General features: G+C 44.5%; 13 protein-coding genes and 1 tRNA gene. 10 read left to right on the top strand and 4 right to left on the bottom strand.

What is annotated here, in order from left to right:
* Positions 1–95 precede the first annotated feature (95 nt).
* Both ACLTL4_RS02790 and ACLTL4_RS02785 read right to left on the bottom strand, forming a co-directional pair.
* The gene (locus ACLTL4_RS02790) at positions 96–935 is read right to left on the bottom strand and encodes a hypothetical protein (protein WP_412320201.1); all 840 of its coding nucleotides are present in this window, start codon (positions 933–935) and stop codon (positions 96–98) included.
* A 318-nt stretch (positions 936–1,253) separates the two neighbouring features.
* Positions 1,254–1,326: transfer RNA gene (locus tag ACLTL4_RS02785), tRNA-Lys, on the bottom strand.
* A 179-nt stretch (positions 1,327–1,505) separates the two neighbouring features.
* Between ACLTL4_RS02785 and ACLTL4_RS02780 the strand changes: the two genes are divergently transcribed.
* Positions 1,506–2,738, top strand: coding sequence for an AI-2E family transporter (locus ACLTL4_RS02780; RefSeq protein WP_215658857.1), 1,233 nt, complete (start codon positions 1,506–1,508; stop codon positions 2,736–2,738).
* 117 nt (positions 2,739–2,855) lie between these two features.
* Here the strand turns inward: ACLTL4_RS02780 and ACLTL4_RS02775 are convergent, their stop codons facing one another.
* Both ACLTL4_RS02775 and trmB read right to left on the bottom strand, forming a co-directional pair.
* A complete protein-coding gene (locus tag ACLTL4_RS02775; protein ID WP_022118016.1) occupies positions 2,856–2,996 on the bottom strand; it encodes a hypothetical protein in 141 nt (46 codons plus the stop codon).
* Between the two features lie 66 nt (positions 2,997–3,062).
* Positions 3,063–3,713 carry a tRNA (guanosine(46)-N7)-methyltransferase TrmB gene (trmB, locus tag ACLTL4_RS02770; protein ID WP_147632464.1) on the bottom strand — a complete coding sequence of 217 codons (651 nt, stop codon included), beginning with the start codon at positions 3,711–3,713 and terminating at the stop codon, positions 3,063–3,065.
* Positions 3,714–4,247: 534 nt separating this feature from the next.
* On the opposite strand from trmB, the gene ACLTL4_RS02765 reads away from it, so the two are divergent.
* The 9 genes from ACLTL4_RS02765 (at position 4,248) to ACLTL4_RS02725 (ending at position 12,812) form a co-directional block, all read left to right on the top strand.
* Positions 4,248–4,559 (top strand): hypothetical protein, encoded by a 312-nt coding sequence (locus ACLTL4_RS02765; protein WP_022118316.1) that lies wholly within the window; start codon positions 4,248–4,250, stop codon positions 4,557–4,559.
* Between the two features lie 4 nt (positions 4,560–4,563).
* Complete coding sequence (locus ACLTL4_RS02760) at positions 4,564–5,622, top strand: V0D/AC39 family V-type ATPase subunit (RefSeq protein WP_022118315.1); 1,059 nt, start codon at positions 4,564–4,566, stop codon at positions 5,620–5,622.
* Positions 5,619–7,565 carry a V-type ATP synthase subunit I gene (locus ACLTL4_RS02755; RefSeq protein WP_022118314.1) on the top strand — a complete coding sequence of 649 codons (1,947 nt, stop codon included), beginning with the start codon at positions 5,619–5,621 and terminating at the stop codon, positions 7,563–7,565. The genes ACLTL4_RS02760 and ACLTL4_RS02755 overlap by 4 nt, the downstream gene beginning before the upstream one ends.
* A gap of 80 nt (positions 7,566–7,645) precedes the next feature.
* The gene (locus ACLTL4_RS02750) at positions 7,646–8,089 is read left to right on the top strand and encodes an ATP synthase subunit C (RefSeq protein WP_022118313.1); all 444 of its coding nucleotides are present in this window, start codon (positions 7,646–7,648) and stop codon (positions 8,087–8,089) included.
* Positions 8,090–8,122: 33 nt separating this feature from the next.
* A complete protein-coding gene (locus tag ACLTL4_RS02745; protein ID WP_022118312.1) occupies positions 8,123–8,431 on the top strand; it encodes a V-type ATP synthase subunit F in 309 nt (102 codons plus the stop codon).
* Between the two features lie 15 nt (positions 8,432–8,446).
* Entirely contained in the window at positions 8,447–9,034 is a 588-nt protein-coding gene (locus ACLTL4_RS02740) for a V-type ATP synthase subunit E (RefSeq protein ID WP_173866843.1), read from the top strand.
* Positions 9,027–10,793 carry a V-type ATP synthase subunit A gene (locus tag ACLTL4_RS02735; protein WP_022118310.1) on the top strand — a complete coding sequence of 589 codons (1,767 nt, stop codon included), beginning with the start codon at positions 9,027–9,029 and terminating at the stop codon, positions 10,791–10,793. Before ACLTL4_RS02740 ends, ACLTL4_RS02735 begins: the two co-directional genes overlap by 8 nt.
* 11 nt (positions 10,794–10,804) lie before the next feature.
* On the top strand, positions 10,805–12,178 hold the full coding sequence (locus ACLTL4_RS02730; RefSeq protein ID WP_022118309.1) for a V-type ATP synthase subunit B: 1,374 nt from the start codon (positions 10,805–10,807) through the stop codon (positions 12,176–12,178).
* 10 nt (positions 12,179–12,188) lie between these two features.
* A complete protein-coding gene (locus ACLTL4_RS02725) occupies positions 12,189–12,812 on the top strand; it encodes a V-type ATP synthase subunit D (RefSeq protein ID WP_022118308.1) in 624 nt (207 codons plus the stop codon).
* Positions 12,813–13,047: the final 235 nt, after the last annotated feature.

Genomic DNA, 13,047 nt, shown 5'->3' with positions numbered 1-13,047 from the left:
TACATCTCCTTTATCCATTTCGTCCATCCAGCGGACGACATTCTGCCCCGATTATACAACCTGATTTTGATTCTGTAAAGCAGACACCAGATTTGTCAGGCATTCAGAATGGCATTTATTTTCTCATCTTTTTCTTCTTTTGTGATAATGCCCATCTCGAACTGCTGCTCGATTTTTTTGATCTCTTCAAAATTTTCTACTTTTTTCCTGGCAATATTCAGCTTCTGCTCATATTCTTCCTTAGAAATAATTTCCATGGCAAGTGCTTTGTCGAGAACGCCTTTTTCCTGTTCAAAAGACTCTTCCGCTTTTGTCTTTTCACGAAGAAGTGTATTCTGTTTTGCTCTCTTCTCTACTTCCGCCAGCTGATTTTCCAGCTCCTTTTTCTTTGCCTGATCCTGTTTGATGATCGTCAGGAAATCAGAAACATCAAACACCGGCTCTTCGTCCTCATCAGATTCTTCTGTAACTTTATCTTCTGCCGGCTCTTCGGATACTTCTTTTTCTTCGTCGATAGTTTCTGCTGTATCTTCTGCTTTCACTTCATCGATGGTTTCATCAGCTGCTTCTTCTTTTGCTTCATCGACCGTTTCAGCTACATCTTCTGCCTTTACTTCGTCAATTGCTTCAGTTGCTGCTTCTGCCTTCACTTCATCGATCACTTCTGAAGATTCTGTTGCTTCGGCTGCTTCATTTTCTGCTGTTTCCGGTTCTGCATCATCCATATCTGCTACAAATTCTGCATATTTCTTTCCGATCTGCAGATACTGTGCATCCATTTCTTTCTCTAATTCACGGATCTGTCTTTTCAGACCGGTGATCTCCATTGTATCCTGTACACTTGTCTCAACAACTGTTTTTACATTGTTTGCTGATGCGGCAATGTTTTCTCCCACATCCTGTACCTTTTTTAAAGCTTTGTCAAAAAATCCCATGATATCAACCCCTGTCTTATTGTGTGTAAATGCACATCGATTCTGCTAAGTAAATATCATCCAAACCGACCAGAATCGCATGCCAAGTCTCACATACGTTCGACTTGATTTTAGAGTTCTATGTCTAATATAACACACCCGAATCATTCTAACAAGTCCAAAGGCGTACACCGGAGAAAAAAGCACAGCCAATTTTTGATTCCTGAACTCAACACAAATTACGGTCAACAAGTGGGACTTCTCTTTTGTGCAAACTGCACGAAAAAAAGCACCGTCCCCGATGCTCTCTACTTGTCATCCAAAACAGTGCTTTTATAGTGCGCGATCAGGGGTTCGAACCCTGGACACCCTGATTAAGAGTCAGGTGCTCTGCCAGCTGAGCTAATCGCGCATATCTTGTGTTGCGTTACCTCGAACGCAAGACATATTATAATATATGGTTTTACAAATTGCAAGCTTTTTTTTAAGTTTTTTTATAGTTTTTTTAAGAAAGAACACTTGAACTAATTTTCCGTGCCTTTTATAATTAGAAGTAACTCGTTTTTTAAACATTTTATAAGGGGGATGCCCATGAATCTGGAGAAACAAAACAAATCGGATGATGACATCAAGAAAAATAAATTTACGGCCAATAACCGTTATTTTACAATCTGTATTTATACGATGTTTGTCATCTTTTTCGGTGCGATCATCATCAATCTGATCACATCCTGGAACACGACACTGAAAAATATTGAAAAAGGTCTGGCTGTTCTGATGCCGTTTATCATCGGTGCTCTGATTGCCTACATACTGAACCCGGCAGTTGCCCGCTTTTACAAGCTGTTCCGTGATAAATGTAAGATTAAAAGTGATGCTCTTTGTAAGATCCTGGCGATCATCACTGCTTATGTTCTTGTGATCGGCATCATTGTGATCGTACTTTTCGGTGTTATCCCGCAGATTATCACCAGTTTGACGGATCTGGTCAATTTTATTCCGACTGCGGCACAGCAGCTTTATCATTTCTTTGATACTTTAGAAGAGCGTTTCCCTTCGCTGGATACGGAAGTGCTGAGAAATACGATCAACAATGCGATCCCGAACTTTATCAACTATGCGAAGGATTTTGCCGCAAATATGATACCGGCACTGTATTCGATCTCCATGTCCATCCTTAAATGGGTGCTGAACCTCTTTATTGCGATCATGGTTTCCATTTATATGCTGGCTGACAAACGACCTCTGATCAATTCCTGTAAAGCTGTTGTCTATGCATTTGTCCCGGTAAAATATATCCAGCTGATCCTGGATGTTTCTGCAGAAGCCAATCGTCTGTTCAGCAGTTTTATCGTCGGAAAGGCGATCGACTCTACGATCATCGGAGTGCTCTGTTTTGTACTGATGCTGATCCTGAGACTTCCTTATGCCGTGCTGATCAGCGTAATCGTCGGAATCACAAACATGATCCCTTATTTTGGTCCATTCATCGGTGCCATTCCAAGTGCGATCATCCTGCTTTTTATCAGTCCGCTCAAAGCCGTGATCTTTGTTGTCATGGTATTTGTATTACAGCAGTTTGACGGTCTGATCCTCGGACCGAAAATCCTCGGAGATTCTACCGGTCTGAAGCCGCTGTGGATCATCTTCGCCATCACGGTCGGCGGCAGTATTGCCGGGGTCCTTGGTATGTTCCTCGGTGTTCCGGCAGTCGCATTTATACGCTATCTGATCCAGCGTCTTATCAACCATCAGCTTCAAAAGCGTGACGAATCACTTCCGGAACATCTGCAGCCGTTTGAGTTTGATAGTACAAAGCACTGATGTAAAGTAAAATCTGCTGGCTGCCTGCGGAAAATCGAAAACGTTCCGCATCAAAAAATAGTCCGAAACAACATAAGGCGTTTACACCGGAAATTCTCCGCTGTAAACGCCTTCTTTTTATTTTTTCTTTTTTTCATCCCCGATCAGGTGCTTTACTTCCTGAAAAGATTTCTGCATGGTCACCAGTTTCTTGTTCAGCTTTTTCTTTTCATAGACTGCCATGCCAATGCGATCACGAACATTCTGTCTTCGTGCCATTTTTCCTCCACCGAACGAAACGGATAGTCCGGTTTCTATTTTGTTTCTATATAATATGACATCTGTTTACCGGCTGATGATCATTTTATAGATTGGATTTCCCATACTTGAGAATTTTTCTTCGTACTCGGTCATCACGTTGCCTTCATTCATGTTTTCATCATGATGCAGGTCAAAGGTGCAGCCGTCCAGGTTCCAGCCGGCGATCTCCCTTTGTTCCAGTGCAAAATCAAACAGTCCGCGGTTATCGGTCTTGAATTCTACTTTGCCATCCGGCACAAGGATCTGGTCATAGCGTGCCAGAAATTCTTTTGACGGCAGTCTGCGTCTTGCATGGCGATCCTTCGGCCATGGATCTGAGAAATTCAGGTAGATCTTTGCCACTTCGTCTTTTGCAAAGATTTCCGGAAGTTCACTGGCATCGATACACAGATAAAGCAGATTCGGCAGGGCTTCTTCTGTCGGAAGCTGCTCTCTTTTCTGTACGGCACGCAGAAGAACGCTCGTATAACGCTCGATTCCGATGTAGTTGATCTGTGGATTTCTCTTTGCCATCTCAGTGATAAACTGCCCTTTTCCCATCCCAACTTCGATATGGATCGGATTTTCATTTCCAAATACTGTATTCCATTTTCCTTTTTTATCTGCCGGTTCCTTGATTACCCAGTCACAGTTTCTGATCACTTCATCCGCTCCCGGTATATTTCTTAAACGCATTTATTTTCCTCCAATTTTATGTTTGTGCAAGCACATCGTGCTTTCAGGCTTTTGGCCCTGGCATTTATGACATTGAGATTTGTCAGTAACTGATGCCATACGGATTGTTCCGTACTGCGTACTCTCACAAGCAAGCTTGCATCGTCTTTTTGACCTTTTAGCCCTGGCATCATATAAATTTTATATACTAGGTATCGCTGACTTTCTTCTGAGTTATACCCATGTATTCTATCATATCCATTCTAATTGTGCAAAACAACCATAAAATTTTTTTATTTTTTTGAGAATTTTGCATATGGAAATCAAGTGGAAATCGTGTATAATGTAAGCTGTCAGACGGAGTGAAAAAAGGACTACCTATTTATAATGGGTATCTGTGAACATGATTTTACGGTTGTCTGGCAATAATCATATAAAGGCAGAAGTGTCAGGGCAATAAACTTCTGCAGTTTTTTGTGGGCTGGGCTGTGCTTTTGCATATGTTCAGCTTGAATTTCAAAGCTGCAACTATACTATACTAAAGGAGGGATGCACATGGATCTCGTCATCAAGCGTCTGTCTTCAATCGAAGAGGCCTCAGCCGGTATCATTGAGGCTGCCGAGAACGAAAAGAAGGCACTGGAACAGCAGATGCGTGAACGTATTCAGGCATTTGATGAAGAGGCTGAGAAAGCTACGCAGGAGAAGCTTGATCAGATTCGTTCCAGCTTAAATGAAGAAATGCAAAAAAGTCTTGCCGATCTGCAGAAAGCAACTGAAGATTCGATTCAGGCAATCGAAAATGATTACAATCAGAATCATGAAAAGCTTGCTGCCGGATTGATCGCAAAAATGATCGAGGAGTAAAATTATGGGAAATCTGTTAGCCTACAGCGGTACAGCGACCAAGATTCGCGGTATGCGAAGGAAGCTTCTGACCGCTAAAGATTTTCAGCATCTCGCCTCTTTGACATCCGTTTCCGATGCCATCGGATTTCTGAAAACAAAGTCCGCCTATGCTGGTATTTTCGCAAATTCCAACGAAAATTCCCTGCACCGCGGAGAGATCGAGAAAATGCTCACAAACGCAATCTACACGGATTTCCAGAGTATCTACCGTTTCGCAACCATACATCAGCGTAAAATCCTGGATCTGTACTTCCGCAGATACGAGATCGGACTTCTGAAAACCTGTATGCGAATGGTATTTGACCACAGAGATGTTGAATTGAATTTCGATATTTTCAAAGATTTCTTTGAAAAACACTCGGACATCAATTTGACCGCTCTTTCCAACTGTAAAACTCTGGATGAGTTTGTAAGCCTTCTGAAAGGAAGCATCTACTATCGTCCTTTATCTCTTCTCTCCGGTCTGTCCGAACCTACTTTGTGGGATTACGAGATGGCACTTGACCTGTGCTATTTCAAATGGTTCTGGGACAGCCGCAAAAAGGTTCTGACTCGTGACGAAGAAAGAATCTTTATGGACGATTACGGTGTCAAAATGGATTTGCTGAACATACGTTGGATTTATCGTTCCAAGCATTTTTACAACATGAGCAATGCGGACGTCTATGCACATCTGATCGGTATCCAATACCGTCTTCAGACCTCTCAGATCAAAGAGATGGTCGAAGCTGCAACTACAGATGAACTGACCGCAGCCATCAGAAATACTTACTACGGACGACATTTCCCGGAGGAAGCAAAACTTTCACTGGACGATGCCTATTATCAGATCCGTTATCGTGTTCAGCGTAAGAACGCAAAGGAGGATCCATTCTCCATTGCAGTTATCATTTCATATCTCTATGAGAAAGAACATGAGGTTGACGACCTCACAACCACGCTTGAGTGCATCCGATACGGTCTTCCGACCAGTGAGACGCAAAAATATATTTCAAATCTGAAAAGGGGGTGTAATCGTTGATTGAGAAAATGAAATTTCTGAGCGTTACCGGCCCGAAAGAAGACATCGACCGTGTGGTGAATGACTATTTATCCAAATACGAAATTCATCTGGAAAATGCTCTTTCCGAGCTTAAGACTGTCAAGTCTCTTCGTCCTTATATTGAGATCAATCCTTATAAAGACAAGCTCACAAAAGCAGAAGAATTCGCTTCCATGCTCGGTACGGATAAAAATCAGGAAAACCCAACCGGCACTATTTCGATTGAAGAAGCTTCTGAGACTCTCGCAACTCTGGAAAGCAAATTTTCTGATATTTATACAAGAACCAATGCTCTGGAAGCAAAGAAGGAAGATCTGAAAGCTTCTTATGAACGTTTAAGACCGTTCCTTGGATTCGATTTTGATATTCACAGCGTACTGCAGTTTAAGTTTATCAAATATCGTTTCGGTAAGATCACACGCGATTACTACAAAAAACTGGAGCACTATGTCTACGAAAATCTGGACACCGTGTTCTATCGCTGCAGCGAAGATGAGCAGTATGTATGGGGTGTTTACTTTGTGCCGGCGGGCAGAGCCGGACAGATCGATGCCGTATTTTCTTCCCTGCACTTTGAACGCATCCACCTTCCGGATGAATACGAAGGTATTCCACAGGAAGTCGGTACAAAACTTCAGTCTGATATCCATGATCTTGATGTCCAGCTTCAGGAGTGCCGTGAAGAAAGTGCGAAACTGCTCAACGAGTACAAAAACAAAGTCCTGCTTTGCAGAGACAAATTCCGTTCACTCACTTCAAACTTTGATGTGCGTAAACTTGCAGCCTGCACAAAAGAAGGTAAACAGGTCTTCTACATTCTGTGTGGCTGGATGACGGAAAGCGATGCCGCTCGTTTTGAAAAAGACGTAGCCGATGACAAGAATCTGTTCTGTCTGATCGAAAGCAATGAAGATCAGGATAAAGACAGCACACTGACACCGCCTACCAAATTGAAAAACCCTGGTATCTTCCGTCCGTTTGAATTATTCGTTCGTATGTACGGTCTTCCGTCTTACAATGAGATCGACCCGACCATCTTCGTAGCACTGACCTATTCCTTTATTTTCGGTGCCATGTTCGGTGATGTCGGTCAGGGACTCTGCCTGGTGATCGGCGGTGCCCTGCTCTACCATTTCAAAAAAATGGAACTCGCAGCATGCTTAAGCAGTGCCGGAGTCTTCTCTACGATCTTCGGTTTCCTGTTCGGCAGTTTCTTCGGTTTTGAGGATGTCATACCTGCACTCTGGATGCATCCGAAGGATGCAATGACAACGCTTCCGTTTATCGGTACTATGAACACCGCTTTCGTTGTTGCCATCGCATTTGGTATGTTCCTGATCCTGACAACGATGGTTCTGCATATTATCAATGCAGTCCGCAGAAAAGATGCTGAGAACATCTTTTTTGATACAAACGGTATCGCCGGTTTTGTATTCTACGGTGCGATCGTTGCAGTCGTTTTCTTATTTATGACAGGTCATGCCATCCCGGCAGCCGGTGTTCTGGTGGTTATGTTCCTCATTCCGCTGATCCTGATCGGCTTCAAAGAGCCGCTCGGTAAACTGGTCGAGAAAAAAGCAGATGCTATGCCAAAAGAAAAAGGCATGTTCCTTGTAACTGCATTTTTCGAACTGTTTGATGTATTACTGAGCTACTTCTCCAACACGCTGTCTTTCGTGCGTATCGGTGCTTTCGCCGTCAGCCACGCAGCTATGATGGAAGTAGTCCTGATGCTTGCCGGAGCCGAATCCGGAAACATCAACTGGATCGTTATCGTACTTGGTAACGTTTTTGTATGTGCAATGGAGGGTCTGATCGTTGGTATCCAGGTACTTCGTCTGGAATACTACGAAATGTTCAGCCGTTTCTATAAAGGCGAAGGACATCCATTCACACCATTTGTTAAAAAATCCGTTGATTAACATTTAAAAGCAAAATAACGGAAATAAAATATTTTATATTTGTGAGTTCATAATCACACACGATTAAGGAGGAAATTACTATGTCAACTATTACAAAATTCATTTTTATCGCAGCACTGCTTCTGAGCATCGTCGTACCAACCGCAGCATTTCTGATCGGTGAAAAGAACCGTGGACGCTTCAAAACCACACTTGGCATCAACTGCTTCCTCTTCTTTGGAACCATGGCTCTTGCCGTTATCATGATCTTCACAGGCGACGGTTCTGTAGCACTGGCAGCTGATACTGCTTCTGCATCTGCAAGCGGTCTGGCAGCTGGTATGGGTTATCTGGCAGCTGCACTGGTAACCGGTCTTTCCTGCATCGGTGGTGGTATCGCCGTTGCAAACGCAGCAAGTTCTGCTCTGGGTGCTATCAGTGAAGACGGAAGCATCTTTGGTAAATCCATGATCTTCGTAGCCATGGCCGAAGGTATTGCTCTGTACGGTCTGATCATCTCCTTCATGATCCTTGGTAAACTTTAATTTCCTGTTCGCATATCAGGAGGCAATTAATTTATGAAAATGTTCTTAATCAGTGATAACGTCGATACTCTGACCGGCATGCGTCTGGCAGGCGTAGAAGGCTGTATCGTGCACGAACGTGCGGAACTTCGTAAAGCACTGGAAGATGCAATTGCCAATAAAGAAAACGGTATTATTCTCCTGACCGAAAAATTCGGTCGGGAGTTTCCGGATATTATTGATGATGTCCGCTTAAACCGCCGTCTTCCACTTCTTATCGAAATCCCTGACCGCCACGGTACCGGCCGCAAACCGGACTTTATCACTTCCTATGTAAGCGAAGCAATCGGAATAAAATTATAAAGAAGGTGAGATATTTTGACTACGGAAGAAAAGCTTAAATATTTTGAAGAATCTTCTCTGGAAGAGGCCAGAAAACAGGCTTCTGCCATGATTGAAGAATATAAAGTAAATCTGGACAAGGTAGAAAAAGAACACAAAGCAACCACTCTTCGCCAGTCTGATTTACAGTTAAAAACAGAAAGCGACAATCTGAAGAGAAACAACAATATGGCTCTTTCCAAAGAGCAGCTTCAGATCAAGCGTAAGATCACACAGAAACAGAATGAACTGAAAGAAAAGCTTTTTGTCGAAGTAAAACAGCTGCTTGAAGATTACATGACTACTTCAGCATATCAGCAGCTGCTGATCAAACAGATCAAAAACATTCAGAAAGAGGCCGGTTCCGGAAAACTGATCCTTTACATTGACCCTGCAGACTCCGACAAACGTTCCAGTCTCCAGGTCGCAACCGGAGCTCCTGTTACCGTTTCTGAATATTCCTTTATGGGCGGCACAAGAGCCGTTCTTCAGGATCGCAACATCCTGATCGACAATTCTTTCGCTTCCAAACTGGAAAAGTTAAAAGCAGACTTCTCATTTAACGGAGGTGCTACAAATGCATAAAACAGGTACTATTTACGGCATTAACGGTCCTGTTATTTACCTGAAAGGCAACACAGGATTTCAGATGGCTGAAATGGTCTACGTCGGAAAAGAACGTCTGGTAGGCGAAGTTATCCGTCTGACAAACGATATCACGACCATTCAGGTCTTCGAGGAAACCACAGGACTTCGTCCTGGTGACCCGGTAGAAGCTACCGGCGATGCTATTTCCGTAACACTTGGCCCTGGTATCCTCAACAATATTTTTGACGGTATCGAGCGTCCGTTAAGTGAGATCGCAAAATCCTCCGGTAAATACATCAGCCGTGGTGTCAGCGTTGATTCTTTGGATACGGAGAAAAAATGGCAGACACATATCACCGTAAAACCGGGTGAATTTGTTTCTGGCGGCACGATCATCGCAGAAGTTCAGGAAACACAGGCAATCGTCCACAAATCCATGGTTCCTCCGAACATTTCCGGTACTGTGCTGGAAGTTGCAATGGATGGAGAATACACGATCAACGAACCGATCGTAACCGTTCAGCTTGCAAACGGAAAAGAAGAAAAACTGACACTGGCCCAGAAATGGCCGATCCGTGTTCCGCGTCCGACTGCTGCAAGATTCGCAGCAAGCAAACCGCTGATCACCGGACAGCGTATCCTCGATACTCTGTTCCCGATCGCCAAAGGTGGTACTGCTGCTATCCCTGGCGGTTTCGGTACCGGAAAAACCATGACACAGCATCAGATCGCCAAATGGTCCAACGCCGACATCATCATCTACATCGGCTGTGGTGAGCGTGGTAACGAGATGACACAGGTTCTGGAAGAGTTCTCTGAACTGGTTGACCCAAGAAGCGGCAAACCTCTGATGGACCGTACTACTCTGATCGCCAATACTTCCAACATGCCGGTAGCTGCCCGTGAGGCTTCTATCTATACCGGTATCACACTGGCTGAGTATTACCGCGATATGGGTTACGACGTTGCGATCATGGCAGACTCCACTTCCCGTTGGGCTGAGGCACTTCGAGAGCTGTCCGGACGTCTGGAAGAAATGCCTGCAGAGGAAGGTTTCCCTGCTTACCTGGCATCCCGCCTTTCCGCTTTCTACGAGCGTGCCGGCATGATGCAGACCTTAAACGGCTCCGAAGGAAGTGTTTCCATCATCGGTGCGGTTTCCCCTCAGGGCGGTGACTTCTCCGAACCGGTCACACAGAATACCAAACGTTTCGTACGCTGCTTCTGGGGACTGGATAAATCCCTGGCATATGCAAGACATTTCCCGGCTATCCACTGGCTGACCAGTTACAGTGAATATGTAAATGACCTGGCACCATGGTACCGTGACAATGCCGACAAGAATTTCGTAGACGAACGAAATCAGCTGATGGCGATCCTGAACCAGGAAAGCAACCTGATGGAGATCGTAAAACTGATTGGTAGTGATGTACTTCCGGATGACCAGAAACTGACACTGGAGATCGCCAGAGTCATCCGTCTGGGATTCCTTCAGCAGAATGCATTCCACAAAGACGATACCTGTGTTCCGATCCGCAAACAGTTCCTGATGATGGATCTGATCCTGTATCTGAACACAAAGGCAAAAGCCCTGGTTACCATGGGTATGCCGATGTCCATTTTGAAAGAAAGCAACATTTTTGACCGCATCATTTCCGTGAAATACGATGTTCCAAATGACCGTCTGGATATGTTCGATGACTACCGCAAAGAAGTCGATCGTTTCTATGACGAAGTACTTGAAAAGAACGCTTAGGAGGAAAAGAAATGTCAATAGAATATTTAGGCCTGAACGAGATCAACGGCCCTCTGGTCGTTCTGGAAGGCGTGCAGAATGCCTCCTTTGAAGAAATCGTAGAGATCGTTGTGGATAACAACGAAAAGAAACTCGGTCGTATCGTAGAGCTCTACGAAGACAAAGCCGTTATCCAGGTATTTGAGGGAAATGAAGGTATGTCCCTTAAAAATACCCACACAAAGCTGACCGGACATCCGATGGAGCTTGCCGTATCACTGGACATCCTCGGCCGTACCTTCAATGGTATCGGACAGCCGATCGATGGTCTGGGTGATATCTATCCGGAAGCACACATCAATGTAAACGGTCTGCCGCTGAACCCGGTTACCCGTGAATATCCGCGTAACTACATTCGTACCGGTATTTCCGCAATCGATGGTCTGACCACTCTGATTCGCGGACAGAAGCTTCCGATCTTCTCCGGAAACGGTCTGCCACATGACCGTCTGGCAGCTCAGATCGTAAAACAGGCTTCTCTGGGTGATAATTCCGATGAAAAATTTGCGATCGTTTTCGCAGCTATGGGTGTTAAATATGACGTAGCAGAATTCTTCCGCAAGACTTTCGAAGAAAGCGGTGTTTCTGACCACGTAGTTATGTACCTGAACCTGGCAAACGACCCGGTTGTAGAGCGTCTGATCACACCGAAAGTTGCCCTCACCGCAGCAGAGTATCTGGCATTTGAAAAAGGCATGCACATCCTGGTTATCTTAACCGATATGACATCCTTTGCAGAGGCCATGCGTGAGGTTTCTTCCTCAAAAGGTGAGATTCCTTCCCGTAAAGGTTATCCTGGATACCTCTACAGTGAACTGGCTACAATCTACGAACGTGCCGGTATCGTAGAAGGCGTCGAAGGTTCTGTAACACAGATCCCGATCTTGACTATGCCGAATGATGATATTACACACCCGATCCCTGACCTGACCGGTTACATCACCGAAGGTCAGATCGTACTGGATCGTCAGCTGCACGGACAGGCAATCTACCCGCCGATCAACGTACTGCCTTCTCTGTCCCGTCTGATGAAGGACGGTATCGGTGCAGGTTACACAAGAGAAGATCATCAGGATGTTGCAAACCAGTTATTCTCCTGCTACGCAAAAGTTGGAGATGCAAGAGCCCTGGCATCCGTTATCGGTGAGGACGAACTTTCTCCTCTGGATAAAACCTATCTGAAATTCGGACAGGCATTCGAGCATACCTTTGTCGGACAGGGCGAGGACGAGAACCGTTCTATCGTTGAGACTCTTGATCTTGGCTGGAAACTTCTGCGTATGCTGCCAAGAGAAGAACTTGACCGTATCGATACGAAGATCCTGGATAAATATTATAACGAATAGAGGTGAGCCTATGGATCCGAATACCTTCCCTACGAAGGGCAATTTAATTCTGGCAAAAAACTCCCTCGCACTTGCCAAACAGGGCTATGTGCTGATGGACAAAAAAAGAAATATTCTGATCAGGGAACTTATGGGACTCATCCAGCAGGCCGAATCCATTCAGAAAGAAATTGATTCTACCTTCCGCATGGCTTATGCCGCACTGCAGATGGCAAACATCAAACTGGGTATCAGCCTTGTGGAAGAAATCTCCTACTCCGTACCGGTTGAGGATTCGATCCGCATCCGCACAAGAAGTATCATGGGTACGGAGATCCCCCTGGTAGAAGCTGATACCAGACCTGCTTTCCCGACTTACGCTTACTACAGTACAAACATTGCACTGGACCAGGCAAAAGCCTCATTTGAAAAAGTAAAGCAGCTTTCCATCAAGCTTTCCATGATCGAAAATTCAGCTTACCGGCTGGCAAACAATATCAAAAAAACCCAGAAGCGTGCCAACGCTCTGAAAAATATTACCATCCCACGTTATACCGTTCTTACAAAAGACATTCAGAATGCACTGGAAGAAAAAGAGCGTGAAGAATTCACCCGACTGAAGGTCATCAAAAGAATGCAGAGCAAGAAGGCTTAACAAGTGGATTTCCCGAACCTGGCGGACAATTTTTTGTCCCCTGGGTTCTGTCTTTTTTCTCCCACAGTTCTCTCATATTTCAAACGTAAAATCTTTATTCAGGCAGAACACACTTAAGACCCGGAATGTGATCCCGGTCAGGTCTGCTGACATTTACCTGTCAGAATATGTGTTTTCTCTTGACTTTCTAAGCTAAATCTTGTAAAATTCTTATGTAATAATTTTGTAATATATT

Origin of the sequence: Hominisplanchenecus sp., assembly GCF_046967715.1 — a bacterium.
Lineage (GTDB): Bacteria > Bacillota > Clostridia > Lachnospirales > Lachnospiraceae > Hominisplanchenecus > Hominisplanchenecus faecis.
Note: the sequence above shows the minus strand (reverse complement) of the source record. Positions and strands in the feature narration are given on the sequence as shown.